The sequence below is a fragment of the Hymenobacter glaciei genome (genome assembly GCF_039539585.1).
GTDB classification, from domain to species: domain Bacteria; phylum Bacteroidota; class Bacteroidia; order Cytophagales; family Hymenobacteraceae; genus Hymenobacter; species Hymenobacter glaciei.
In genome coordinates this window covers 56,715-81,653 of the sequence record NZ_BAABDK010000013.1, presented here as the reverse complement: position 1 = coordinate 81,653, position 24,939 = coordinate 56,715, and the positions used below count along the sequence as shown (strand labels likewise).

20 protein-coding genes are annotated in these 24,939 nt (G+C 60.2%); 6 read left to right on the top strand and 14 right to left on the bottom strand.

Annotated features, from left to right (window positions below; translation table 11 throughout):
• Positions 1-29: 29 nt before the first annotated feature.
• The 5 genes from mrdA to purH all read right to left on the bottom strand — a co-directional run bounded on the left by mrdA (position 30) and on the right by purH (position 6,446).
• The gene (mrdA, locus tag ABD837_RS08060; protein WP_345052634.1) at positions 30-1,889 is read right to left on the bottom strand and encodes a penicillin-binding protein 2; all 1,860 of its coding nucleotides are present in this window, start codon (positions 1,887-1,889) and stop codon (positions 30-32) included.
• Between the two features lie 89 nt (positions 1,890-1,978).
• A complete protein-coding gene (locus tag ABD837_RS08055; protein ID WP_345052632.1) occupies positions 1,979-2,506 on the bottom strand; it encodes a hypothetical protein in 528 nt (175 codons plus the stop codon).
• A complete protein-coding gene (gene mreC / locus ABD837_RS08050) occupies positions 2,503-3,480 on the bottom strand; it encodes a rod shape-determining protein MreC (RefSeq protein WP_345052630.1) in 978 nt (325 codons plus the stop codon). The genes ABD837_RS08055 and mreC overlap by 4 nt, the downstream gene beginning before the upstream one ends.
• An 89-nt stretch (positions 3,481-3,569) precedes the next feature.
• Positions 3,570-4,595 carry a rod shape-determining protein gene (locus tag ABD837_RS08045; RefSeq protein ID WP_208177625.1) on the bottom strand — a complete coding sequence of 342 codons (1,026 nt, stop codon included), beginning with the start codon at positions 4,593-4,595 and terminating at the stop codon, positions 3,570-3,572.
• 315 nt (positions 4,596-4,910) lie between these two features.
• A complete protein-coding gene (purH, locus tag ABD837_RS08040; RefSeq protein ID WP_345052625.1) occupies positions 4,911-6,446 on the bottom strand; it encodes a bifunctional phosphoribosylaminoimidazolecarboxamide formyltransferase/IMP cyclohydrolase in 1,536 nt (511 codons plus the stop codon).
• Positions 6,447-6,723: 277 nt separating this feature from the next.
• Between purH and ABD837_RS08035 the strand changes: the two genes are divergently transcribed.
• From ABD837_RS08035 to ABD837_RS08025, 3 genes are read left to right on the top strand one after another with little or no spacing between them, the layout of a single operon-like run.
• Entirely contained in the window at positions 6,724-7,863 is a 1,140-nt protein-coding gene (locus ABD837_RS08035) for an acyl-CoA dehydrogenase family protein (protein ID WP_345052623.1), read from the top strand.
• A 39-nt stretch (positions 7,864-7,902) separates the two neighbouring features.
• A complete protein-coding gene (locus ABD837_RS08030; RefSeq protein WP_345052621.1) occupies positions 7,903-8,652 on the top strand; it encodes a PIG-L deacetylase family protein in 750 nt (249 codons plus the stop codon).
• Between the two features lie 2 nt (positions 8,653-8,654).
• Positions 8,655-9,251: a class I SAM-dependent DNA methyltransferase gene (locus ABD837_RS08025; protein WP_345052619.1), complete on the top strand. Its 597-nt coding sequence runs from the start codon at positions 8,655-8,657 to the stop codon at positions 9,249-9,251.
• Positions 9,252-9,268: 17 nt separating this feature from the next.
• Here ABD837_RS08025 and ABD837_RS08020 read toward each other — a convergent pair whose 3' ends face one another.
• The 4 genes from ABD837_RS08020 to ABD837_RS08005 form a co-directional block, all read right to left on the bottom strand.
• A complete protein-coding gene (locus ABD837_RS08020) occupies positions 9,269-10,489 on the bottom strand; it encodes a glycosyltransferase family 2 protein (RefSeq protein ID WP_345052617.1) in 1,221 nt (406 codons plus the stop codon).
• A gap of 213 nt (positions 10,490-10,702) precedes the next feature.
• Positions 10,703-11,938 carry a BamA/TamA family outer membrane protein gene (locus ABD837_RS08015; RefSeq protein WP_345052615.1) on the bottom strand — a complete coding sequence of 412 codons (1,236 nt, stop codon included), beginning with the start codon at positions 11,936-11,938 and terminating at the stop codon, positions 10,703-10,705.
• A 105-nt stretch (positions 11,939-12,043) separates the two neighbouring features.
• Positions 12,044-12,364: a (2Fe-2S) ferredoxin domain-containing protein gene (locus ABD837_RS08010; RefSeq protein ID WP_345052613.1), complete on the bottom strand. Its 321-nt coding sequence runs from the start codon at positions 12,362-12,364 to the stop codon at positions 12,044-12,046.
• A 196-nt stretch (positions 12,365-12,560) separates the two neighbouring features.
• Positions 12,561-12,947 carry a metalloregulator ArsR/SmtB family transcription factor gene (locus ABD837_RS08005; RefSeq protein WP_345052610.1) on the bottom strand — a complete coding sequence of 129 codons (387 nt, stop codon included), beginning with the start codon at positions 12,945-12,947 and terminating at the stop codon, positions 12,561-12,563.
• A 101-nt stretch (positions 12,948-13,048) separates the two neighbouring features.
• Here ABD837_RS08005 and ABD837_RS08000 point away from each other — a divergent pair, with 101 nt between their 5' ends.
• On the top strand, positions 13,049-13,735 hold the full coding sequence (locus ABD837_RS08000) for a carboxypeptidase-like regulatory domain-containing protein (RefSeq protein ID WP_345052607.1): 687 nt from the start codon (positions 13,049-13,051) through the stop codon (positions 13,733-13,735).
• A 92-nt stretch (positions 13,736-13,827) separates the two neighbouring features.
• A complete protein-coding gene (locus ABD837_RS07995; RefSeq protein WP_345052605.1) occupies positions 13,828-15,204 on the top strand; it encodes an NAD(P)/FAD-dependent oxidoreductase in 1,377 nt (458 codons plus the stop codon).
• A gap of 74 nt (positions 15,205-15,278) precedes the next feature.
• On the opposite strand, the gene ABD837_RS07990 is transcribed toward ABD837_RS07995, so the two are convergent.
• The 5 genes from ABD837_RS07990 to ABD837_RS07970 all read right to left on the bottom strand — a co-directional run bounded on the left by ABD837_RS07990 (position 15,279) and on the right by ABD837_RS07970 (position 23,621).
• Positions 15,279-16,562: a M16 family metallopeptidase gene (locus ABD837_RS07990; protein ID WP_345052602.1), complete on the bottom strand. Its 1,284-nt coding sequence runs from the start codon at positions 16,560-16,562 to the stop codon at positions 15,279-15,281.
• Between the two features lie 150 nt (positions 16,563-16,712).
• The gene (gene porV / locus ABD837_RS07985) at positions 16,713-17,954 is read right to left on the bottom strand and encodes a type IX secretion system outer membrane channel protein PorV (RefSeq protein WP_345052599.1); all 1,242 of its coding nucleotides are present in this window, start codon (positions 17,952-17,954) and stop codon (positions 16,713-16,715) included.
• A 57-nt stretch (positions 17,955-18,011) separates the two neighbouring features.
• Positions 18,012-22,037: a type IX secretion system sortase PorU gene (porU, locus tag ABD837_RS07980; protein WP_345052597.1), complete on the bottom strand. Its 4,026-nt coding sequence runs from the start codon at positions 22,035-22,037 to the stop codon at positions 18,012-18,014.
• A 137-nt stretch (positions 22,038-22,174) separates the two neighbouring features.
• The gene (locus ABD837_RS07975; protein WP_345052595.1) at positions 22,175-22,870 is read right to left on the bottom strand and encodes a CDP-alcohol phosphatidyltransferase family protein; all 696 of its coding nucleotides are present in this window, start codon (positions 22,868-22,870) and stop codon (positions 22,175-22,177) included.
• 82 nt (positions 22,871-22,952) lie between these two features.
• Positions 22,953-23,621, bottom strand: a complete 669-nt coding sequence (locus ABD837_RS07970) for an MBL fold metallo-hydrolase (protein ID WP_345052591.1) — start codon at positions 23,619-23,621, stop codon at positions 22,953-22,955.
• A gap of 157 nt (positions 23,622-23,778) precedes the next feature.
• Here ABD837_RS07970 and ABD837_RS07965 point away from each other — a divergent pair, with 157 nt between their 5' ends.
• Complete coding sequence (locus ABD837_RS07965) at positions 23,779-24,855, top strand: NAD(P)/FAD-dependent oxidoreductase (RefSeq protein WP_345052589.1); 1,077 nt, start codon at positions 23,779-23,781, stop codon at positions 24,853-24,855.
• Positions 24,856-24,939 lie beyond the last annotated feature (84 nt).

Here is a 24,939-nt window from a genome sequence, read left to right as displayed (position 1 = left end):
TGACGTACAAAGGACAACTTGGCTAACGCTTACATTCCGTGCAGCTTCTTCGTGAAGTCGCCGTACATAATCCAGTCCTCCATGCGGTGGCGGTAGGGGGCCACTTTGCCGCGCAGGTATTTCTCTATCATTAGGCCGGCGGCCGGGGCGGCGCTGGTACCGCCAAAGCCGGAGTTCTCGATGAACACGGCAATGGCAATTTTGGGGTCGTTGGCTGGGGCGAAAGCCGCGAATGTGGCGTGGTCGAAGCCGTGGGGGTTTTGCACGGTGCCGGTTTTGCCGGCCACCGAAATGCCGTACTGAGCCAGCGAAGCCAGTTCGCCGGTGCCCCCGTTGCCATCTACCACCTGCTGCATACCCGGGATGATGTACTTAAACAGCGTGGTATCGATGGCCGTGAAATGCTTCTCGCGGAACTGCGGCAGCGGCCCGCCCTGGCCAATGCCGCGCACAAAATGCGGCGTGATGTACCAACCCCGGTTGGCAATGGTGGCCAGCACGTTGGCCATTTGCAGGCCCGTGATGCCAATTTCGCCCTGCCCAATGGCCAGCGAGTACACGTTGCGGAAGCTCCAGCGGTGCTGGCGGTTTTCCTTTTTGTTGAAAAACTTCTTGTCGTAGAACTCTGGCGACGGAATCAGGCCGCGCTTTTCTTGGCTCATGTCCACGCCCAGCTTTTCACCCAGGCCGAAGGATTTCACCATTTTCTGCCACTGCGCCAGGCCAATGTGAGCATCTTCGTACTTGTTGGGGGCTTGGCCCCGCACCACCGCCGCCCGCAGCACCTGGTAGAAGTATGGGTTGCAGCTCTGCTTAATGGCAATGCTCACGTTGCGCGGCGCCTCGTGGCGGTGGGTACAGCGCACCAGCTTTTGGTTGCACTCAAAAGCAGTGCTAGGGGTAACTACTCCCAACTGCAAAGCCACCAGCTCGTTCACCAGCTTAAATACCGAGCCGGGCGGGTACGTCGCCATCAGCGGGCGGTCGAAAAGCGGGCGGTCGGGGTTGTTGAGCAGCGCCATGTAGCGGTTGCCTGCTCCCTTGCCCGTGAGCAATTGCGGGGTATAGTTCGGCACCGACACAAAAGCCAGGATTTCGCCCGATTTGGGGTCGATGGCTACAATGGAGCCGCGCCGGCCAGCCAGCAGCTTCTCACCGTAAGCCTGCAATTCGGCGTCGATGCTCAGGTGCAAATCCTGCCCGGCTACGGAAAGCGTATCGAACTCACCGCCCCGGAACTTGCCCTTCTCAATGCCGCGCACGTTCACCATCTTGTACTGCACGCCGCGCCGGCCCATCAGCGTGTCTTCGTAATAGGCTTCCAGCCCCGAGATACCCACGTTTTCACCCGCTTGGTACTTGGCATAACGCGGCTTTTCGAGGAAGGCTGGCGTGATGGCGCCCACATACCCCAACGCGTGGGCCAGGTTGGTTGTGCGGTAAGCGCGCGCCATGCGCGCCTGAATGCGGAACCCCGGAAAGTCCGCCAGTCGGTCGGAAATAGCCGCCAGGTCGGGCGTGGTCAGGTTCTGCACCACCGGCGAGGGCTTGATGCGCGAATACTTCTTCGCGGCTTTCAAACTGGCCCGTAGTCCTTCGAGTGGAATCTGAAGTAGCTCGCAGAAGCGAACCGAATCGAGTTGCTTCACCTCGCGCGGCACCACCATGAGGTCGTACACCGGCGTGTTCTGCACCAGCAGCTGGTTTTTGCGGTCGTATATCAGCCCACGATACGGAATCTGCACGATGCGCTGCAGCGTGTTCTTATCGGCCGCCAGCTTGTAGGTGCCATCCAAGACCTGCATAAAGAACAGGCGCGTCAAAAAGATGAGGGCCACCACCAGAAAAATGCCCTGCACGACGTATTTGCGGCCTTCTAGGTATTGCATAAGTAGGACGCAGCCTTTGCTGCGTCAGTCGTTGAATAATTAGCAAAACAGGTAGCGGCGCGAACGCCCGACGCAGCAAAGGCTGCATCCTACTGCCGCCCGCGCCGCACCGGATAAAACAGCAGTTGGATAATCAACAGCGCGACACTAGTAAAGAGTGCACTCACCAGGATTTTGCCCAGCGTGGTGCCGAAATGGCGAAAGCTGCCCAGCTCCAGCACGAAAAACGCGGCATGGTGCAGCACAACCAGCAGCAGCATGTACACCATAAACCATTGCCAGCCCATCTGGTGCACGTTCACGGTGTCGCCGCTGTCGTAGCCGTCGCGCGGGGTGAGAATGCGCAACACCCACGGCCGCACGAAGCCCAGCAGCACCGCCGCCGCCGCGTGCAGCCCGCCCGTGTCGTAAAATATATCCATTGCCAGGCCCATCCCGAAGCTCAGCAGCAGTTGCACCACAATGGGCGTGCGCAGCGGCAGGAACAGCAGAAAGCCCAGGTACAGAAAGCACCAGCCGAGGTCGAAAAGCACCAGCCGGCTAATCAGCAGCACGTGCACGCCCGCATAGAGTACGAAGCGAAACAGCTGCACAATAATGTCACGCAGGCCACTCATGGGCGCTTCCCTCCTTTCGGGGCCGCCGCTGGGGTGGCCTTGGGAGTAGCGGCCGGAATTGGCCGCAGTGTACGGGCTTCCAAAGTGTCACGCTCTGCCTTCTGGCGGTTGGTAACGACGTACGCGTAGGTCAGATTTGAAAAATTAATGCCCAGCTTCACCCGAATGGTCCAGAAGTTTTTGTCGGGCTCCTTCACAAACGAGTCGATGGTACCAATAAAAATGCCTTCCGGAAATACCGAGTTGTAGCTGGAAGTCACCACAGTATCACCCTTAACGAGTTTGGTTTCGCGCAGCACGTTGTCGAGCAGTGCGTGAGTGGGGTCGTCGCCCAGCCAGCGGATGGTGCCGATGGTGCCGTCGCGCTCGATTTTGGAGGCAATGCGGGTTTCCGAATGCAGCAGGCTGGTCACGGTGGCGTAGTGCTCGCTTACCACTTTCACCCGGCCCACCACACCATTGGCCGCCACCACACCCCGACCCGACACCACGCCATCGGCGCTGCCTACGTTCAGAGTAAGGTAGTTATCCACATTACGCAGCATATTGTTGATAACCCGGGCCGGAATAAGTGGATAACTCGGGTCGCGGGCTGCAATGCCCCGCTGGCCGAGTAGCAACGTGTCGGGCCGGCGGGCCGGGCGCTGGTAGCGCACGCGCCGCAGCGAATCGCGCCGGGCGGGCGGTAGCGCCACCGAGTCGGCCTCGCGCCGCGCCGAATCGGCGGGGTACAGCTGCTGGCGCAGGCTGGCATTCTCGGCGGCCAGCTGCTGGTTCTGTTCGGCTAGGAGGAAGTAGTCGGCTACCTGCGCGCGACGGGCCAACACGGTGCCCGCATACGTGTTAGCGGAGTTGAAAAACGCGGCCCGATGATACGAGCTGTTGGTGACGAACAAGTACAGGCAAAAGATTTCCAGCAATACAAATACCAACGCCCCGCGAAAGCGAAAAAGGAAAAGAAACAGGTTCCGCACGGGGTGTCTTGAATTGGGAATGAAGAATGAGGAATGAAGAGTTACCGGCTGGCAATTCCTCATTCCTCATTCTTCATTCCTCATTTAATTTAAGTCAGCAGCACGCCTTTGAAGGCCTGAATATCCTTAATGGCCTTACCAGTACCGCGCACCACGGCACGCAGCGGGTCTTCGGCAATGTGAATGGGCAGCTTGGTTTTAGCAGCCAGGCGCTTATCCAGCCCGCGCAGCAGGGCACCGCCGCCGGTGAGGTGAATGCCGTTTTCGTAAATATCAGCCGACAGCTCGGGCGGCGAAATTTCAAGGGCCTTCAACACGGCCTCCTCAATTTTAGCTACCGACTTATCGAGGGCAATGGCAATTTCAGAGAAAGTTACCTTGATAACCTTCGGAATGCCCGTCATTAGGTCACGGCCGCGGACTTCGTGGTCGGGCGGTGGCACATCGAGTTCAGTAAGGGCCGCACCCACTTCAATTTTGATGCGCTCAGCCGAGCGCTCGCCGATGAGCAGGTTGTGCTGCCGGCGCATGTAGTCGAGAATATCCTGATTGAACACGTCGCCCGCCGTTTTAATCGACTGGTCGCACACAATACCCGACAGCGCGATAACGGCGATTTCCGTGGTACCACCTCCGATGTCGATAATCATCGAGCCCACGGGCTGCTCCACGTCGATACCGATACCGATAGCGGCGGCCATGGGCTCCTGAATCATCCAGACTTCCTTGGCTCCGGCGTGCTCGGCGGAGTCACGCACAGCGCGTTTCTCCACTTCGGTAATGCCCGAGGGAATGCAGATAACCATGCGGTGCGAGGGCTGAAACAGGCGATTGCGCGTGTCAATCATCTTAATCATGCCCTTAATCATTTCCTCGGCAGCGTGGAAGTCGGCAATTACCCCGTCCTTCAGCGGGCGGATGGTGCGGATGTTATCGTGCGTTTTTTCGTGCATCTGCTGGGCCTGGCGGCCCACGGCGATGACCTTATTGGTGGTGCGGTCTTTGGCGATGATGCTCGGCTCATCCACCACGATTTTATCGTTGTGAATGATGAGCGTATTGGCCGTTCCCAGGTCGATGGCGATATCGCTGGTCAGGAAATTAAAGAAACCCATTGAGTTAGCGGCAATAAGGCGGAGTCTGGTTTTAAAGCCAGCCTGAATAATGTGCAAAGGTACGGAAGGTTTGCGCCGGGATGGTGAACGTGATTATGGGATTCCATCCGTCATTGCGAGTGGAGCGGAGCGCAACGCGGCAATCTTTCCTCTATTGCCACCAGCCCTGAATTGTGATGCAGTTCCTTCTTAAAATAAAAGCTTGCTTTAAAGCAAAGCCCCGACTCCTATGCGGGGCCGGGGCTTGGTTATTTTATTAGCGGGACCGGTGGAAGCAGTACGAATTTCTTCGTTACACTACTTCCACTGAAACAGTTAATGCTTGAAATGGCGCGTACCCGTGAGCACCATGGCCATGCCTAACTCGTCGGCGGCTTTGATGCTGTCAGCATCTTTAATAGAACCACCGGGCTGCACCACGGCGCGGATGCCGGCCGCGCCGGCAATTTCCACGCAGTCGGGGAAGGGGAAAAAGGCGTCGGAGGCCATCACGGCGCCGTGCAGGTCGAAGCCGAAAGTGTGAGCCTTCTCAATGGCTTGGCGCAGCGCATCCACGCGCGAGGTTTGGCCGACGCCGGAAGCCAGCAACTGGCCGGCGCGAGCCAGCACGATGGTGTTGCTTTTGGTGTGCTTGCAGATTTTGCCAGCGAACACGAGGGCTTCCGTTTCGTCGGCCGTAGGGGCCGACTGGCTGACAACCCGGAAATCGTCGGCCGATTCCGTCTGACGGTCGGCATCCTGCTCGATGATGCCGTTGAGCAGGGTTTTCACCTGCTTTTGTGGGAAAGCAACTGGCTTTTGAATCAGTAGAATCCGGTTTTTCTTGCTTTGGAGCACTGCCAGCGCGTCGGCGGCAAAACCGGGCGCAATCAGTACTTCGAAGAACAACTGGTTGAGTTCAGCGGCGGTGGCCGCGTCCACTTCCTTGTTCACGATGATAACGCCGCCAAAGGCTGACGTAGGGTCGCAGCTCAGGGCATTGAGGTAGGCTTCGCGCAGCGTAGCAGCTTGGGCCACGCCGCAGGCGTTGGTGTGCTTGAGGATGGCGCAGGCGGGCGCGCCATCGGTGAATTCGGCCATCAGGGCTACCGCGGCGTCCACATCAACTAGGTTGTTGTAGCTGAGCTGCTTGCCGTGCAGTTGGTCGAACAGGGCCGAAAGGTCGCCGTAGAACGTGCCGGCCTGGTGCGGGTTTTCGCCGTAGCGCAACGGCGTGCCGGGCTGCTGGCTCAGGCGCAGAGCCGAGCCGGCGACTTCAGTGCCCTGGCTCAGGTAGCCGAAAATCTCGGTGTCGTAGTGCGAGGTGGTAGCAAAGGCGGCGGCGGCGTAGTGGCGACGGTCTTCGAGGTCGGTAGCGCCGTTTTTGGCGGTCAGCAGCTCGGTTACGGCGGCGTACTGGTCGCGGCTGCTCACCACCAGCACGTCGCGGTAGTTTTTGGCAGCGGCCCGCAGCAGTGAGATTCCACCGATATCGATTTTCTCAATCACGTCCTGCTCTTCGGCACCGCTGGCGACGGTTTCTTCGAAGGGATAGAGGTCGACCACCACCAAATCAATGGGCGGGATGGCGTGGTGCTCGGCCTCAGCGAGGTCGCCCACGTCGTGGCGGCGGTGCAGGATACCACCAAACACCTTGGGGTGCAAGGTTTTTACACGACCGCCAAATACCTCGGGAAAGCCGGTGAGGTCCTCTACCGCAGTTACCTCGGCTCCTTCGTCTTCCAGGAATTTCTGGGTGCCGCCGGTGGAGTACAGCGTGACGCCGTGCTGGCGTAGCACCTGTACCAGGGGGGCCAGGCGGTCTTTGTGGTACACGGAAAGCAACGCTGCGCGAATGGGACGGGACGACATAAAACGGGCGGTTTGGGAAGGCACAATTGCCGGGGCAAAGGTAGGGCCGGGCCCAGGCGGCGCGGGACTGCCGCAGCGTTACCGAATTGTTACCAGCGAATATTTCAGCGCTTATGGCTGTACCGCAACAGCCTGGCCGAACACTGGGCCGTTTTCTTAAGTATAGTTGATATCTATCCTGGAACTCCGCGGTCAACCAGCTTTCAGCGTTGAACTACTACGCTGCCGCAGCTGCAAGACTATTTTTTTAGATATCATCGCTGCTTCAACGACCATTTTGTCCATTACCAACCCGCTCTTATCCTCGCCCGCCGCTGCCGAAGCAGCTGCGGCCCACTTAGCTCCTCACCTATTTGCCCAGGCGGCCGAAACCGATGTGGAAGGGGGCTTCCCCACGCAGTCATTTGCCGATTTGGCGGCGGCCAGGCTGCTTACAGCCGCATTGCCAGTGGCCTTTGGCGGGGCCGGGCTTAATGATTCGGCGGCCACGCTACCGCTCCTGCGGGTGCTGCAGCACGTGGGCCGTGGCAACCTCGCCGTAGGTCGCGTGTACGAAGGCCACCTGAACGCCTTGCTGCTTATTCAGCAGCTGGGCAGTGCCTCGCAGGTGGCGCGCTACGCTGCCGATGCCCGCGCGGGCCACCTGTTTGGCGTCTGGAACACGGAAGACCCGGCCGAGGGCGTGCACCTGGAAGCGCTGCCGAATGGGCGCTACCGCCTGCGCGGCGCCAAAACGTTTGCCTCGGGGGCCGGGCACGTAAGCCGGCCGCTCATCACCGGGGCGCTGCCCGATGGGCAGGGCTGGCAGCTGTTTGTGCTGCCGGCCGAAGTGCAGCCCCCAGTGCTCGACCGCTCGTTTTGGCAGCCGCTGGGGATGCGGGCTACGGCCAGCTTCCGGGCCGATTTGACGGGCATCGAACTGGAGGCCGATGACCTTATCGGGTCGCCCAATTCGTATTACCAACAGCCGGCATTCAGCGGCGGAGCCATTCGATTTGCAGCGGTGCAGCTGGGCGGGGCCGAGGCAGTGTTTGAGGAAACCCGGAATTTCCTGCGCGGCCTAGGCCGAACCGACGACCCTTACCAGCGCCAGCGCCTGGGCGAAATGGCTATTCTGCTCGAAAGCGGCCGCCAATGGGTACGCGGCGCGGCGGAACATGCCGCCCGCCCCGGCGCTGCCACCGCCGAAGGGGCCGAAACCACGGTGGCGTATGCCAACATGATGCGCACCGCCATCGAAACCATTTGCCTCGACATGCTGCGCCTGGCCGAGCGCTGCGTGGGCGCACGGGGCCTGTTGCGCCCCCAGCCTTTCGAGCGCCTGCACCGCGACCTGACGCACTACCTGCGCCAGCCCGCGCCCGATGCCGCCCTGGCCGATGTCGGCCGGTTTGTGCTGGATGGCAAAGAATTTTAGCAGTTGAATCCTTGTTGTCAGATTTTTTCTGTTCCCGCTTTGCTTCCTTTTGCTGAATATCCGCTGCGGCCTTCCGACTTTGCCGCCAGCCTTGGCTCGACTGTAGCTATTGCCCCGCACCCGGACGATGAGGCCCTGGGCTGCGGTGGGCTGCTAGCACTGCTACACCAAGCGGGCCAGCCCACTGCCGCCGTGCTGGTGAGCGATGGCAGCATGTCGCACCCCAACTCGAAAACGTTTTCGGCCGCCGCACGTCGGGCCGTGCGCGAGGGCGAATTCCGCCACGCCCTCACCGTTCTGGGAGCCGATACAACTGAGCCTTTACTACTTGAGCTACCCGACAGCCAGGTGCCCGGCACTGCGGCCGAACCTGGCTTTGCAACCGCTGTTGCACGGTTGCGCGCATACCTGCTGCAACAGCAGGTTGCTACCGTGCTGGTGCCCTGGCGGCGCGACCCTCACCCCGACCACCGTGCCACCGCGGCGCTGGTGCAGGCGGCGCTGGCAGGACTGCCCCAGCCGCCACGCTGCCTCGAGTACGTGGTGTGGGCCTGGGAGCGCGCTACGCCCGAAGACTTGCCCACCGACGCCGATGCCGTGAGCGGATTCCGCCTCGACATAACATCGGTATTAGCACAGAAGCAGCGGGCTATTGCCGTGCACCGCTCGCAGGTGGCGCCCGGCGTTTTCGTCGATGACGAGGCGGGATTTCTGCTTTCGATGGAGGTGTTAGCACATTTTGCCGTGCCCTATGAAGTGTATTTTGAAGCCAATGAGCCAGAAATCTAGTGATGAACGAGAACCAACCCAATACCCTGACGCCCGAATACTTCAACCACGTGTACCAGGCCAACCGCGACCCGTGGAATTTCGAAACCAGCCCGTACGAGCAAGGTAAATACGCCGCCACTCTGGCCGCCCTGCCCCGCCCGTACTATGCCGAGGTATTTGAGCTTGGCTGCTCGCTGGGCGTACTCACGGCCCAGCTTGCCCCGCGTTGCGGCCACCTGCTGGCCGTCGATGTTAGCGAAGCTGCCCTGGCTCAGGCCCGGGCCCGGTGCGCGGCACTGCCGCAAGTCGAAACCAAGCTGATGCGGGTGCCGGAGGAATTTCCACCTCAACAGTTCGACTTGATTCTGCTTTCTGAAGTCGGCTACTACTGGTCATCGGCCGACCTGGCCCGTGCCGCCGACCAACTCTTGGCAGCCTTAAACCCCGGCGGCCAGCTGCTGCTGGTGCACTGGACACCCCCGGTACACGACTACCCCCTGACGGGAGATGATGTGCACCAATTCTTCCTCGATAAAACCAGCCCCAGTGGCTCGTTACGGCACCTAACTGGCCAGCGGCACGAAACCTACCGCCTCGATTTGCTGGAAAGAATTTAGGTTGCCTTAGCCGCTCGCTACAAGGCAGTGTAATTGCTACGAATAAGGCGTGGCAGCACCAAAAGGGCCTCCGACAGCGGCACCTGAGCCATCGTTAGACTGGAACTGTGCGCTAATGCCCATTCCCAGAGCTGGCCAAACGTGGCGCATTGGCTTAGTTGAGCCAGCAGCGTGGCGGCCGGCAAAGCCAAGCGGGTAAGTAGCGCATCGGTATCGGCGCCGGGCGTGTTGGCCCAACAGGCCCGCAGCTGGCGGCGCAGTTGCCACTGCCGGGCCAGTTGCACCGGGTTGTCGACGTGGGGCTCGCGCTGCTGCTGGCTCAAGAGCAGCCATTCGCGCAGCTGCCACGACAACCCCACTTCCACGCGGCCATCGCGCCTAGCGGAGGTGAGCACCTGCACGTGTGGGCTGTGGCGCAGGGCCAAATCATGCCGTCGCAGCTGTTGCCACAGGGCTTCATCTTCCAGGAAACGAACTGCCGGCAGGCCGCCCACCCGGCGATAGGCCCGAGCGCTAATAGCCAGACTAGCGCCAAAATGCTGATGATGCCTGGGCCACGGGTCGGCCGCCGTCGGGTCGAGCAAATCCTCAAGCCGGGCACAGAGCAGTCGGTAAGCGGCATCACGCGACTGCAGGCGTTGCAGCGCGGGCAGGCCCTCCTGGTCCAGCTCAGCAGCCTCAGTCAGAATGCGGCCTCCCACAGCATCAGCCCCAGCAGCTGTTTCGGCCTGAATAGCGGCCAACCACGTTGGGGCCACGCGGGTGTCGGCGTCGGTGCTGGCAATAATGCCGGCGGGTTGTCCAACGCATTCGAGTCGGGCGCAGGCTTCATCCATCAGCAGGCGACGGGCGCGGCCTACGTGAGCGTGCTCATTGGGCAGGCATAGCTCGGCTACGTGCAGCACCAGCCTCGGAAAACGCTGCGCCTGGCGACGCACTAGGGCGGCGGTATCGTCGAGGCAGTTGTTGGCCAGCACAATAACTTCGTAGCTGCCGGCGGGTAGCGAGTGCCCAGTAGATGTGGTTTGGGCGTCGAGGGCAGCTAGTGTTGCCGCCAGATTGGTGGCTTCGTCTTTCGCCGGAATGATGACGCAGGCGCGCAAGGCGGTACGCGGCGGCGGCAGTTGGCGGCGCAGTTCTTTAGCAAGGGCATCGGTAACACCAGACAGGAGCAGCGATGGGGCCGACGCCGTGGTTTCGTGAGCCGCCAGAAAGCGCGCGGGGGTAGCGTGGTCCATTGGTTGGATGTACGCCAAGCCGGGAGAAAGGATAAGGTTCAGCTTATTCACCAAGCTGTGCGGCTCACCGTCCTGGCTCCGGCAGCTTCAGGTATAAACTACATAATCAAGGGTGTATTCTATTGCTATTGCTGCGCTTTTATTACCGACCATTAGGCAGAAAAAAGCCTCTCCCGATAATCGGAAAAGGCTTTTTGAACCGAGACTTAGTCCTTAGAAAGCTTCGCCGATGGCAAACAGGATGCCCGGCTTGCTCCCGGTGCCGCCAGCATAATCCAGGCGCAGGTTCACGCGGTCGCGCTGCAGGAAGTTGAAGCGGATGCCCGCGCCACCGGCATATTTGGTGTCCTTCAGGGCAAACTTGTCGATATACTGGTTTACATTACCCACGCCGCCGAAAATGGCTGCATCGATGCGCCAGAACAGCTTCTGGCGGAGCTCAGCCTGAAACATAACCATCTGGCGGTCGCGGAAGCGCTGCTCGTAGATGCCGCGCAGCAGGTTGGCGTTGTTGTAGAGCGTGCCGCCCAGGTTGGCGCCCAACCCGGCCAATTCGCGGAACGGCACATCGCCGGTATGGAACTGTCCCAGAAACTGTGCCGCCAGAATGGTTCGCGTCGAACCAAGCGGCTGGAAGTGGCGGGCATCAACCTGGTAGCGCACAAAACGGTAGTCAGAACCCAAACCGGTGCCATTGAACGTAGCGCCAAGGTCCAGCAAGTCGCCTTTGAATGCGGCCAAGGGCACATCGCGGGTATCGTAGGTAATAACCGGCCCCAGACCCGAGATGCGGGTATCCTGGCGCTCGCGCTCGGTCATGCGCGAGTCGGTGTAGAACACGTTTGTTTTTCCGTCCTTCGTTGCTTCCGGAGCAGTAATACCGGTAATGTTCGTGAGACGGTACTGAGCGCCAAAAAACAGCTTGGGTGCAACCTGCTTTTGCAGACGTTGGTTGATGATGAACAGCTTGTAGTCAGTTTTCGACTCGTTGTCACTCGCTGTATTCGGCCCCTTGCCGTAGTAGAATAGCAGAATGTCGTAGGCACTGATTTCGCCGTTCAGGTAGAACTTCTCGCCCGGCGTGTATATCGAGTGCACCAGCTGAACCAGCGACTGGCCCTTTTGGGTGGTCCAGTACTGCACCCGCGCATTGGAGGGCCGGGTGAGCGTATCCTGCGTGAAGCGGCCGCTCAGGAGCGCGCCCAGGCCGTAACCAAAGCCGGTTTCAGCCTGGTAAAATATCACCGGAATGGGCAGCAGGGTCAGGGTTTTGTTCTTGCCCAGCTGGCCGAACGACTTAACAGCGCGCGGCTGCATCTGGGCGGCCAGCGGAGCAAGGCCCGGGGCTGAAGCTGGCGTAGTATAAACAGAATCGGCGGGCGCGGCGGGCTGGGCAGCAGCAGTGTAAGCCAACCCTGACAGAAGCAGAGCCGCAAGAGAAAAGCGCATAGGAGCGGTGGGGTAAAAACAAATGAATTGCTCTATCAACGGATTAAGCCCTACTACGGTTGGAATCCAGTGGGCATAACGAGCCCAGGCAGTGGGCTGCCTTCGCTATTTTTCAACGCGTAACCGCTTTAGCACTTGGCCACGGCCAAAGTGTTCGGCTACCAACGCAGCCGCGTCGGTCGGCAGCACATTGCCGTAGGTCACCGCTTCAGGGTAGGCAATGAGGGCAGCACCCGGGCCTTTTTTGCAGTTCTTACACAAGTCCAGGCAGTCGCAGGTCTGCACCTGAATGCGCACGGTTTCGCCGTTTACTTCCTGCTTGTGCAGGCCCTGGTGCTTCAACTCTTTTTTTAGCGCCTTCACTACGTCCTTCCCCACGCCCGACTTCTGGGCGGTGCACACAAACAGGCGGTGGATTTGCTTCATATGCCCGCTTGAACGCAGGCGGCGCGCAGGCGTTGCCAGGCTTGAAGTAAAACAACCGTCATGCCGAGCGCAGCCGAGGCATCTCGCGTGCTACCACTAATTATTTCCTTACGGCTGAGTTACTATCACAAACGAGATGCCTCGGCTGCGCTCGGCATGACGTACAGTTTGCTCCCTTTGCCCTCCAGCTACTCCGCTACCGGCCGTGCCAGTGGCGGTTCTGCAGCTTGTAAGCCGCCAGCTCGCGGTTCGACCACAGGGTCTGGTATATCTGTTGGTCGTGCAGCAGCTGGGAGTCTTTTTCCATTAAAGCCAGCAACTGCTGCAGCAGTTCGACTGTTTCTTCCTTCAGCGAGTAGTACATCCAGTTATCGAGCCGGCGCACGTTCACCAAACCTGCATTCTTCAAGTACGATAATTGCCTACTGGTTTTGGTCTGCGTAAAATCAAGCACCTGCTCGAGGTCGGCCACCACCATTTCGCGGTTGCGCCACAGCAAATGCAGGATGCGAACGCGGCTTTCGTCGCCTAAAGATTTAAAAAGTTGTTGCCCGAAAGCAACCGTGAAATGTTTCAAGCGCATCTGCTGTCTGGGAAGGGAGTTCCGCCCTTCGTACATTCTCACCCAAAGGTATTAACGCCCCCGCTCCGGCACGCGTATATTTGTTCTTCAGCTATCTGAATATGCCTGATTTCTTGCGCCTTCGCGGCCTTCCCGTTTTTATTACCGTGCTGCTGCTGGGGCTGTTGCTGGCTGCGCCCGGCGCGCACGCCCAGGGCAAGCGCCAGGTTATTCAGTTCACCGGCATCGTAGCTGCTACCGACAGCCTGCTCGGAGTGCCCGGGGCCAGCATCTATGTGCCCAAGGCCGGGCGCGGCACCACGTCCAACATCTACGGCTATTTTTCGTTGGCCGTGCTGGCCGGCGACAGCATTGTTATTCGCTCGCTGGGCTACGCCAATCAAACCATTATTATTCCGCCCGATTTCCGGCGCCAAAGCTATTCGGTCGTTATCGAGTTGATTGAAGATGCCACCATTCTACCCGAGGTGCGCGTATTTCCCTACACCACCGAGCGAGACTTCAAAAAGGCTTTTCTGGCCCTGCGCCTGCCCACTGAGCGCGGCAGCGCCGCCGCCGACAACCTGAATGAGGAGCTGATGAACCGGATTTTCCGCAGCCAGCCTGTGGGTGCCACGGCCAACTTCCGCCAGACGATGAGCAACCAGAGCCTCGACTACGACCGCAAAATGGGCATGGCTCCTAACCAGTATTCCAACAACCCGCTGCTCAACCCTTTCAGCTGGCTCCAACTCATTCAGCAGGTGAAAAAGGGCGAATTCAAGAAGAAGGCCAGCGACGACTACTAAGCGGCACGCTAGCGAATAGGGATGCTAGCGAATTTTGGTAACCGTACCCGGGGTTTCCCTGTTTACCTTGGGTTTGACTATTGCTTAGCCTTATGGATACCAACCTCCCTGTTTCGGATAAGCCCCGCGTTGTTATTGTGGGGTGTGGTTTTGGTGGCCTGCGCCTGGCCCAGGCACTGCGCAAAGCGCCGGTGCAGGTTGTGGTCGTCGACCGCAACAACTACCACAACTTCCAGCCGCTGCTGTACCAGGTAGCCACCGGGGCCCTCGAAGCGGACAGCATTGCGTACCCTATTCGCAAGATTTTCGCGGGGCAAACCAACTTTTTCTACCGCATGGCCGACGTGCAGCGCGTCGACCCGGCGACGAATACGCTCGCTACCAGCGTCGGTGATATTCGCTACGATTACTTGGTACTGGCTACGGGCTCGCTCACCAACTTCTTCGGACTGGAGAGCATCGAGCGCAACGCCATGCAAATCAAGAGCATCCCGAATGCCTTGAACCTGCGCAGCTTCATCTTCCAGAATTTCGAGAAGGCCCTGCTCACCAGCGACCCCGACGAGCGGCAGGCACTGCTGAACATCGTGGTCGTAGGCGGCGGCCCTACGGGGGTTGAAATCAGCGGTTCGCTGGCCGAGATGCGCAAGCATGTGCTGCCCAAAGACTACCCCGAGCTGGATTTGCAGCACATGCAGATTTTTTTGGTTGAAGCCGGCCCGGCGCTGCTTGGGCCCATGTCGCCCGCCTCGCAGGCCGACGCCCGGCGCTACCTCGACGAGTTGGGCGTGAAGGTGCTGCTGAACACCTCCATCAAGAACTTTGAAGACTGCCGGGCCTACTACTCCGGCACGGAGTTTATCGCCACCGAAAACTTGGTGTGGGCGGCTGGGGTGAACGGGGCCGAAGTGCCCGGCCTGCCCGCCGAAGCCATCACCCGCAACAAGCGCATCACCGTGAATGGCTGGAACCTGGTGCAGGGCCAGCACAACATCTTTGCCATCGGCGACGTGGCCAACATGGTGACGGAAGACATGCCCAAGGGCCTGCCCATGCTGGCGCCCGTGGCCCAGCAGCACGCCGACCACCTCGCCGCCAACCTGCAGCGCATGCTGCGCCTCGAAAAGCCGCTCGATTTCGTGTATAACAACAAAGGCTCCATGGCCATTGTGAGCCGCAACAAAGCCGTGGTGGACCTGCCCAAGAACATCCACTTCAACGGTTTTTTTGGTTGGCTTACCTGGCTTTTTGTGCACCTGATGACGTTGGTGGGCTTTCGCAACAAAGTGGTGGCCCTCGTCGACTGGGCCTTCAGCTACTTCAGCTCCGACCAGGCTCTGCGCCTCATTATTCGCCCTTTCAGCCGCCGCGACGTAAAGGACGACAAGGGTAAGAAAAGCGCCGAGCACCGCACCGCTACGCCCGAGTACAACGCCACACCGCCCGCCATTCAGGAAACAGTAAGCTGATATAGCTAAGCCCTAAAAGGAGAATGCCCTGCTCAACCTAGGTTGAGCAGGGCATTCTCCTTTTAGGGCTTAGGCTACGCGTTGGCTGGGCCAGCAACTACTACCTGCATGTTTTCGGCGCTTAGGTACTGTTGCGCCAGGGCTTGGAGCGTTTCGGCATCGGCAGCTTCGGTTTGCTGCACAAACTGGGTGTAGTAATCGGCGGGCAAGCCCAAAAACACGAGGTTCTTGTACTTGTCGCACTGCTCAAAAACAGTAGACAGCTCGTTGGCGAACTTGCCCAGCAGGTAGCTTTTCACCGTTTCCAGCTCTTCGGCCGGAATGGGCTCCTCCTGCAAACGGCGCAGTTCCAACTCGATTTCGCTTACCGCAAAGTCGGCACTTTCGCCCTTCACATCGGTGCCGATAACTAGCGATGTGCCGTATTCGCGCGGGGCCACGCTGGCGTAAATGCCGTAAGTGAGGCCTTTGTCTTCGCGGATGTTGCGCATCAGGCGCGAGCCAAAATAGCCACCCAGCACGTTCACCAGCAGCTTCAGACGGTGCGTGTCGGGGTGGGTTGGCGCCGGCCAGGACTGGCCCATGCGGATGGATGCCTGCAAGCTGCCGGGCACGGCCACACGGTCGGGGGCAGCAGCCAAAGCTTCTGGCAGCACCACATTGGGAGCGGGTAAGGCAGCGCCCGCCAGCGCATCGGTGCCAAAAGCCTGGGCTACGAGGTCGCGCTCGGCGGCTACATCGCCGCACAAAAACAATTCGGCATTAGCCAGCGAGTAGGCGGCCCGGTGGAAATCGCGGGCCTGCTCGACCGTCAGGCTTTGGTAGGCGGCTTCGTCAAAAGGCCGGCCATAAGCCGTATCATCCCCAAACAGCAGCTCATTGAACCGCTCGGTGGCGAGGTAGCTGGTCTTCTGGCGTTCAACGCGCACGTTTTGAATGGTGCGGGTTTTCAACTGCTGCAGCTCAGCAGTCGGAAAGGCCGGGTTTGTTAGCACGTCCAGCACCAACGGCAGCAGCGTGGGCAAGTGGCGCGTGAGGCAGTAGAGCGTGAGCGTGGAGCGGTCGAAACCGGAGTCGCACTCCAGCGAAGCCCCGTAGAAAGCCACTTCATCAGCAATCTGGCGGGCGGTGCGGGTGGTAGTGCCTTCCAGCAACATGCGGGCCGTGAGCGAAGCCAAGCCGGGCGTGGGCTCGGCGAGCTTGCCCGCTTTAAATACGGCTTGCAAGCGCACTACGGGCTGGGCAACGTTGGGTAGCACATGCAGGCGCACGCCACTGGGCAGGTTCAGTACCTCGGCGGCGGGCAGTGCTACGCGAGCAAGCGGCTGCACGGGTGGGGCAAGGGTACGGTCAAGCATTCAGAAAGTAGGAATAAGAGAGAAAAAGGGTATAAAAGAACGTCATGCTGAGCTCGTCGAAGCATCTCTACCACATGAGTAAATGAATACTGCTGCAGTAGCGATGCTTCGACAAGCTCAGCATGACGCTCAAGAAGCCAAACAGCGAATCTAGTTCGATGGATTTTCGCCGCCGGTGCCGCCTGCGCCGTTCTCATCGAACGCATCGGCCAGCTTGTTCAAGTTGAAGTGCAGGCCGACCCGAATAGTTTGGGCCAACGGATTGTTTTTGGTACCGCTGCCGGTGGGCACCAGATAGGTGCCATCGATGCCGAATACCTGGTAGCGCACGCCCAGGCCCAGGCTCACGTACTGGCGGTCGCCCTTATCAGGGGCCTCGTAGAAGTAGCCGCCGCGGGCATACAGCAGGTCGTTGTAGTTGTATTCGAGACCGGTGGAGAGCACAACTTCGCGAAGCTCTTCCTTAAAGCCGCCCGGCGCATCACCAAACGAGCTGAAAAGCGCGCCCACGATGGTTTGTTCGTTGCGCTCATCATTTTTTGCTTTGATGCGGGCGAGTTGCGCTGGGTCGCTCGGGCTGGTCAGTTCTTCGTAGTAAGGCGAGGGCACCAACAGCTTGCTGGCATCAAAAACCAACGTGATTTTGTTGTACTGGTCAATCTCGCGGGTGATGGCTGTGCCCAGCTTCAACGTAGTTGGCAGGAAGCTCGGCTTAGCGGGGTCAGTGTAGGTAATCTTGTTACCTAGGTTGCTCAATGCCGCGCCCAGCGCCAGGTTATAGATACCGGTGCCAACCGTCAAATCCTTGTGGTAATACATGCCTAGGTCGACGGCCGCCGCGTTGCCAGGCTTAGCGTCGTTGTTGTTGATAGCTCCAACCAAGTTGGAACGGATGTAGCGGGCCGATACCCCCACGCCCAAGTTATCGGTGAGCTGCAGGCCGTACGACACTGCAAACGCATATTCCTTAGGGCTAAAAGAGCCGTAAGGCGTGTTGTTGGCCGTGCGGTAATCGATGGTACCCAAATCGAAGTACATCAGCGAAGCACCGAAGGCAGAGCGTGCACCCACCTTGCCGTAACCCGATAGGTAGGAAATGCTCATGTCGTCGGTTATGTTGCGCAGCCAGGGCGAATACGACAGGCCCACCGAGTATTTGTAGGGCACAAAGCCCAGCTTGCCGGGGTTGAAATATGAGGAATTGGCGTCGGGCGAGGTAGCCACTCCAGCATCGCCGAGGGCCGACGAACGGGCATCGGGCGCCAGTGTGAGGATGGGCACCGCCGTGGTGATGGTGTGGGGATTGGCTTGATTCTGGGCCTGGGCCGTAGCTGCCGATGCCAGCAGGCCCGCCGCCAGGGCCAGGCGCGAACGCGAAACGAGTACTTGCATAAGGGGAAACAATGGGGCCAGGGCGCGGCCGGGGCGCAAAGAAACGCGGAAATGTGATTAGTTGAGAATGACGAGCTTTTCGTACTTCGATGCCACGGTTTGGGTACGTTGGGAACGCACCGTGAGGCGGTATACGTATACGCCCCGGGCCAGTGGGTCGTCGAAGTCATCACGGCCATCCCAGCTCAGGCTTCGCTGGTAGCCGTCGGTGGTGGCCACCGAGCTATTCAGGGTGCGCACCAAATGGCCGGCTACGGTAAAAATCTGCACCTGTACATCGAGGTTGTCGGGTTCGGCACCCGCCTGGTTGTGCTCGAAGAAGAACGTAGTATGGTGGGCAAACGGATTGGGGTAGTTTAGCACGTGGTCGAGGGCCAGCTTTTCGTCGTGGGCCACCACAAATTCAATGGTGCGCTCGGCCGAGTTGTTGTAAGTATCCCAAGCTTTCAGCGTGATGGAGTGCGGACCGGGAGCCAGTTCTTTATACGGATTGTTGACGCGGCCCACGGTGAAGTCGCCCACGTTGGCCACATACGTATCATTCAGCACCAAGAGTTTGCTGGGGTCGTGGTCGATAATGGCCGTGATGTCGTGCCCAATGCCCGCGCCCGTCGTATTGATGCCGCTTTCGTCCTGCAGCTTGGCTAGCAACTTCGTGTTTTGCGCGGTAAGGCCGCCAAAAGCAAACTGCTCGCTGTCCATGAACAGGCTGATTTCCGGGGGCTTGGTGTCGCTGGGCGCGCCCTTAAAAGCGCCGCCTACTTTGGGCAGCTGGTAGCCGTTGGCATCGGTGCCGTGGCCAGTATCAGCGGCGTAGAGGCTGATTTTGCCCACACCCACGCTGTAGTTAATATCCTTGGGTACCACAAAGCTTATACTGAACTGACCGTTCACCACATCGGCCTGCCCACCGTAAATAATGCTTTCCTGCACTTCAACCGGCCGGGGGCCGTCGGGGTCGTCAGGGTCGGTTTTGTTCACGGCCTCGTCGCCCAGCGTCATTGCATTCGTGGGCTTGTCGTAAATCGTTACCTGAGCCCGGCCCGTAAAACCAGTGCTCAGCGCACCGCCATTGAGCACTTTGCCGTGCAGACGCACCCGCGATAGCGCCAGCAGCGTGTCGGCGGTTACCCACGCGCCCTTGGTGTCGCGGCGGCGGATGCTGTCGAGCACCATCGTTTGCCGCGGATAGGCCAACGTCATGCTGGGGTCGGCCAGCAAGGTATAGTTGCGGTTGTTGATTACACCAGACAGACCAGGCCCCGGGTAGTCGTTCTTGCTCAACATGATGGCGGTACCAATAGCCGGGTATTGCCCAACGGCCAGCGGCTGCAGTATGCGGTTGAAAAAGGCCTGGTTGAGCCCAGCATTGGAGCCCGCATCGACCACCCGGGTGGTGGTGAACAGGCCCACCGCGCCCCCAGTCGTATTATCGGTGAGCACCTGCTCGCCGGCCGACGTAAAGTCGGGGTTATCATACGTGCTGAAATCGCAGGTGCCGGTGGTAAGAAAAGTCAGATTGTTGGAGTTGCGCAGCGCCAGTACCGAGGCATTGGTCACTATCTGCTCATCGGCCCAGGCCTTAGGACCGCCGTGGCCCAGGTAGTTCACAATCAACGAGCCCTGTTCGATAGACTGGTCGATGGCTTGGTTGGCGGCCGGCGAACGTTGGCCGGCAGCTACTGCCAATTGCGGGTACAGGTCGAGGTATACTTTGTGGACGTTGTAGGCCGGGTGGTTCGTTTGAATAATACCAGCCATCAGCTCCGAGCCTATGCCGGGGTAACCGGGCTTGCCAGGCGCGGGACCCACAAACAGGCTGCCATTGCCATCGTCCGACACCAACGTAATGCGGTTGCGCCACTTGCCATAAGAGGGGGCTGCATCGTAGCTTTTTATCTTGTCGACCATGGCCCGGGCCTGGTCGGTATTCGTGAGCTCGCCCTTGGGTTGGCGCACCGGCAGCCGGCCGACGCCCACATCAAGCAGCTCGGTACCGGGCGCGTCTTCGCTCCATTCGCCTTCCTCATCGTCGAGCAAGCCGTAGTAGTCTTCCGACGAATAGCTGGCCCTGCCCCCGCCGCTGTACGCCGTCAGCGACTCGCGCGATTGGTAGGTTGGCACGTAGTTTTGGTTGGCTTTGTCGAAATCAGCGTCGCTTTTGAACGGCACCCGGTCGCGCCACCAGGCCGGCTCAAAATCCTTATTGTTGTAGGGGTCCGATTTGTAGTCGAACGAAGCATCGCCGAAGAGCAACAGCTGCAGGTGCTTGCCGGGCGTAGCCCGCTGGTACACCTGTTTCATAAAGTCGCGGATAGCCGTCACGTCCTGCCCACCCGAGCCGTACTCGTTGTATACCTCGGTAGTGGTTACCACCACAGCGCGCAGGTTGTCGTGCTGGGCACGGTGGTCGGCCAGGCGCTGGGCCTGCGCCCGAAATACCGGCGGCGCTACAATCACCAGGTCAAGGCGTTGGTCGAGGTTAACGGCATGTAGGTTCTGATTGGACACTTTGCCGAAGGCGCGGGGCGTTGCAAACGCACCGCCGCGCTCCAGCGCTACGAATTCGCGCAGGGTATCAGCCGGAGCCACGAAAGCACCAGCATCGAGTGTCCGGGCCTGGGCCTGCCGCGGGTCGGTTACGTCCCACACCTGGGTATTGGCCGTGGTGCCCGTTAGTACGTAGCGGTTGCGCGCTCCGCGCCCAATGTTAGCCAACGTGCGGAACTCCAGCTGCGCACCGCTCAGGCGCAACTGGCGCTCGGCGTTGAGGTCGAGGTAATCGAGGTAGCCACTGGCAGCAGCATCCGGGCTATTGTACGTCAGGCCAACCTTCAGCTCGCTGCCGGGGTTGGCTACCGTGGCTTGTAGGGTCGAAGTACCCGTTGTCGCAAGGGCGCAATAATCGCAGGCGGGGCGCGGGTCGAGCGTAATGCTACCCAGCGCCGCGCCATTCAGGGTAAATTGAAAGTTGCTGGCCGGAGCCGAGCTGGCCAGCACCGAAGCAAACACCCGCACGGGAGCACCAGCTACCAAATCTGCAATTCCCGAGAATGTAATATCCTGCTGCCTGCCAGCCCCGAAACCTTCGCCCACCCATTCGCGGCCCGAGTGCAGGAGGTTGGCCAGGTCGTGCTCGTGAAAGGCGCGGTAGGTGAACGTGCTGACAGTGGTAGCGCCCGTCGCGGGCAGTGCGGCGGCAGTAGTTACCCGGCGGCCGGCCGTGCCGTTGGCCCCCACGAAGTAATAAGTGGTGTCGGTGTAGATGTTGTTGCGGTGCCGGAACACGCTGCCCTGCGCCTCCCAGGTATGAGCCCCCGGTGAGTAAAACAAGAAGTATTCGTTATCGTCGAATACATTGTCGTTGTTGGCGCTGACAAACAGAATGTTATTCTCAGTCAGGTCGTCGGGGCGCTTGGTGGCATTGGGCTGGGGCAGAATCCCCATCGAGTTGCCGTAGAGGTGCAGGTTGTTGGGGTTGAGGCTGCCCACGTTCAACCCCATTTTGCTCAAAGCGGCTTTGTCGAGCTTATATATGCCACTTTCGGCTACGCCGATTTTGAACCAGTCACCGGTAGCAAGTACCGACTTTGACCCGTACACGTGCGCCGTATTGGCTGTGGTGCGGGCTGCTATAGGCTGGTAGCGGTAGTCGAAGGCCACCAGGCGCTCGGCCTGACCGGTCTGCGAGTTGCGGCGGACCGGGCGCAGGCTCAGGTACGTCACCGGCAGCTTCATCTCGGTGCCGGTGTTCAGGCGCGGCTCGGGGCCGGCGGGCAGGCGGGCGGCATCAAACAGCTTGGCGTCGGCCGGGGCAAAGGGCTCGTACACCACATTCAGCAGCTCGCCCTGAGCCGTGGCCCCGCGCAGGCGCATGCTGTACCAGCCCACTTGGTCATCGACGGCCATTCGGGCTTCCTCAAACGTCGGCACTTTCTGGTGGCTGGTACCCTGGGTAGGCACCTCGGCATAGCCGCCCCACTTTATAGCACCGTGCACCGTGGTCTGGGCCTGCACCGGAGCCGCCGCTCCCAGCCCCACCATCATCCCTGCCAACGCAACCAAGAGAAAAAAAGGACGCATATATACTTGGTAATTTGCTACGTATCGCCGATACGGCTGCCCCCGCAACAGCGGGTTGGGCCTGGGGGTTCGCCGGCGGTAGCTTTAACCGCCAACGCCGAAATTTATTGCCACGCTGCCTCGAATATTGTGATATATCAGCGAGCCGCCGTTTTGGGCACCGACAGCAGCACGTAGAGCAGCACTACCAGCGGTACGGCAGCGGCCTGCAGTCCTAGCAATAATCCTGCCGCCAGCAGCATAAAAATAAACCGGCGCCGGTTGTCGCCCCAACGCAGGCTCTTGAATTTTAGGGCAAAGAGCGGCAGCTCAGCCACCAGCAGGCCTGAAAGCAGTACCGTGAGGCCCAGCAGCAGCAACGGGTTCAACACCACGTCGTGCAGGCCAAACCGGTCGTGCGAAAGAATAAGGGGCAACGAAGCCACTACCAGTGTGCAAGCCGGTGTAGGCAGGCCGATAAAGGAGGTCGTCTGCCGGGTATCGTTATTGAACTTGGCCAGCCGCAGCGCGGAGAAGATGGTCACCAAAAACCCCACATAGGGCAGGTATTGCGTGAGTGGGGTAGCAGGTTCGCTGGATGTAAGCAACTTAAACAGAATAGCGCCCGGCACCACGCCAAACGAGACCATGTCGGCGAGCGAATCCAGGTCCTTGCCAATGGCCGACGACACCCGCAGAGCCCGGGCCAGCAAACCGTCGGCGAAATCGGCCAGGGCGGCAGCGGCCACAAACCAGGCGCCGACGTCGAGCCGGCCGGCGAAAATATTAGTCAGCGCCAGGCAGCCGCACAGTAGGTTGAGGCAGGTAACGGCGTTGGGCAGGTGTTTTTTCAAGGGTCAATTAATAATGAGCAATGAACAGTGAGCAAAAATGCAGCAGCGCTGTACAGTATGGTTGCGTAGCGCGGCGTAGTGCTTATTGCAAAAACGGGTTGCTGCGGCGCTCCTCCCCTATTGTGGTGGCCGGGCCGTGGCCGGAGTATACGGTGGTGGTGTCAGGCAAAGTCATCAGCTCGGTGGCAATGCTGCGCAACAGCGTGGCGTGGTCGCCACCGGGCAAATCGGTGCGGCCAATGCTGCGCTGGAAGAGTACGTCGCCGCCGATGACGGTGGCCGTGGGCTCGTGGTAGAACACGACGTGGCCAGGCGCGTGGCCGGGCGCAAAGCGTACTTCCAATTCGGTCTGGCCGAAGCGCACGGGCTGCCCGGCGGCCAGTTCGCCAGTGGGCTCGGCCGGCTGGTACTGCGGGAAACCGTAGTTGCCAGCGTAGGCAGGCACGGCCCGCAGCGTAGGCAAATCGAGCGGGTGCAGCAGAAACGGCGTGCCCGGCCAGGTAGCCAGCACAAACTGGTTGCCAAGTACGTGGTCGATGTGGGCGTGGGTGTTCAGCAGCAGCGCCACCTGCAGGCCCTGGGCTACGATGTAGCCGCGCAGGGCTTGCTGCTCGGCGGCCGAGTAACAGCCGGGGTCCACAATGGCGCACTGCCGGGTAGCTTCGTCGATGAGCAGGTAGGTGTTTTCGGAAAAGGCGTTGAACGTGAAACCGGCGACCGTCATGGCGACTTCTGTGGTATAGATAAGCAAAGCGGAAAGGTACAACGCTGCGCCTAATGAGAAATTGGCCTCGCGCCTAACAAGGAATCGGGAATGAAAAACATGGGTCAAAGAACCGTGCGGCTATTAATTCAACATTCTTAATTATTAATTCCTGATTAAGCACAGCGTTCTTACCTTGCCAGCCATGACGGACTGTGACTTTTTGCTGGTGGGCCACGGCATTGCGGGCGCCACGCTCGCCGATGTGCTGCGCGCGCGCGGCCACCGCGTGCTTGTCTACGACCCCGGGCAAGTCAATTCGGCCTCAAATGTGGCGGCGGGGCTCATGAACCCCGTGGCCGGCAAGCGCTTCGCCCTCAGCTGGCGCGCCGCCGAATTGCTGCCCGCTGCCGCAGCTTACTACCGCACGCTCGAGCAGCGCTACGGCCAGTCCTTCTTCACTGAAACCCCGATTTTCAAAATCTTCGGCTCGCTCGAAGAGCAGAATGCCGTGCTGGCCCGTAGCGCAGACCGCCCCTGGGGCGATTTTGTGGCGGCGCTCGCTACCACCGACCCCGGCCTGCCCGGCGTGCACGCGCCCTTCGGGGGGGCCTGGCTGCAACACGGCGGCCACGTGGCGGTGCGCGAGTTACTGGCTGCCCTGGCCGCCGAGGGCCACCGCGACGGCTGGCTGCGGCCGGAAGCCTTCGACTGGACCGATGTGCAATTTGATGCTGAAGGCGCCACCTACGCCGGGCAGGTGCGGGCCCGCCACGTGGTGTGCTGCGAGGGAGCGGCCGCCGTGCGCAACCCCTACTTTAGCTGGCTGCCCCTCACCCCCAACCAAGGCGAAGTGCTCGATGTGGAATGTGCCCACCTCAGCCCAACCCAGGTGCTGAACCGCGGGGCCTACGTGGTGCCGGTGGGCAACGGGCGCTTTCGGGTAGGGGCCACCTACCGCTGGCCGCCGTTTGCGCCGGGCATCACGGCGGTGGGGCGCGAGGAACTGGCGGCCCGGCTCACCGTAGTTACCGACCTGCCATTTGCCGTGGTGGAGCAGCGCGCCGGAGTACGGCCCGCCGTGCGCGACCGGCGGCCGCTCGTTGGTCCTCACCCCACCGTGCCCAACCTCAGCTTCTGCGGGGGCTACGGCTCGAAGGGCGTGATGCTGGCCCCACGCCTCGCCACGCTGCTGGCCGACTGGCTGGTGGGCCAGGCCGAAATATGGCCCGAAGCAAGTGTGCAGCGCTACAACGCCTTGCAGCCGGCTAGCGTAAGTTGACCACCCGGCGACCTTCGTAAACATTCGGCCGTAATTCTACCTTTTCGCTCCTACCTTCCCGACCCAATGTCCGCACTCAACGGC

Excerpts from the sequence above, each read along its gene's own strand:
- ABD837_RS08000 (WP_345052607.1), top strand. The coding sequence starts at position 13,049 with ATGCCTGATTTCTTGCGCCTTCGCGGCCTTCCCGTTTTTATTACCGTG.
- ABD837_RS08055 (WP_345052632.1), bottom strand. The coding sequence starts at position 2,506 with ATGAGTGGCCTGCGTGACATTATTGTGCAGCTGTTTCGCTTCGTACTC.
- mrdA (WP_345052634.1), bottom strand. The coding sequence starts at position 1,889 with ATGCAATACCTAGAAGGCCGCAAATACGTCGTGCAGGGCATTTTTCTG.
- ABD837_RS08010 (WP_345052613.1), bottom strand. The coding sequence starts at position 12,364 with ATGAAGCAAATCCACCGCCTGTTTGTGTGCACCGCCCAGAAGTCGGGC.
- ABD837_RS08020 (WP_345052617.1), bottom strand. The coding sequence starts at position 10,489 with ATGGACCACGCTACCCCCGCGCGCTTTCTGGCGGCTCACGAAACCACG.
- ABD837_RS08045 (WP_208177625.1), bottom strand. The coding sequence starts at position 4,595 with ATGGGTTTCTTTAATTTCCTGACCAGCGATATCGCCATCGACCTGGGA.
- porU (WP_345052597.1), bottom strand. The coding sequence starts at position 22,037 with ATGCGTCCTTTTTTTCTCTTGGTTGCGTTGGCAGGGATGATGGTGGGG.
- ABD837_RS08015 (WP_345052615.1), bottom strand. The coding sequence starts at position 11,938 with ATGCGCTTTTCTCTTGCGGCTCTGCTTCTGTCAGGGTTGGCTTACACT.
- ABD837_RS07965 (WP_345052589.1), top strand. The coding sequence starts at position 23,779 with ATGACGGACTGTGACTTTTTGCTGGTGGGCCACGGCATTGCGGGCGCC.
- ABD837_RS07990 (WP_345052602.1), bottom strand. The coding sequence starts at position 16,562 with ATGCTTGACCGTACCCTTGCCCCACCCGTGCAGCCGCTTGCTCGCGTA.
- ABD837_RS08005 (WP_345052610.1), bottom strand. The coding sequence starts at position 12,947 with ATGCGCTTGAAACATTTCACGGTTGCTTTCGGGCAACAACTTTTTAAA.
- porV (WP_345052599.1), bottom strand. The coding sequence starts at position 17,954 with ATGCAAGTACTCGTTTCGCGTTCGCGCCTGGCCCTGGCGGCGGGCCTG.
- purH (WP_345052625.1), bottom strand. The coding sequence starts at position 6,446 with ATGTCGTCCCGTCCCATTCGCGCAGCGTTGCTTTCCGTGTACCACAAA.
- ABD837_RS08025 (WP_345052619.1), top strand. The coding sequence starts at position 8,655 with ATGAACGAGAACCAACCCAATACCCTGACGCCCGAATACTTCAACCAC.
- ABD837_RS07995 (WP_345052605.1), top strand. The coding sequence starts at position 13,828 with ATGGATACCAACCTCCCTGTTTCGGATAAGCCCCGCGTTGTTATTGTG.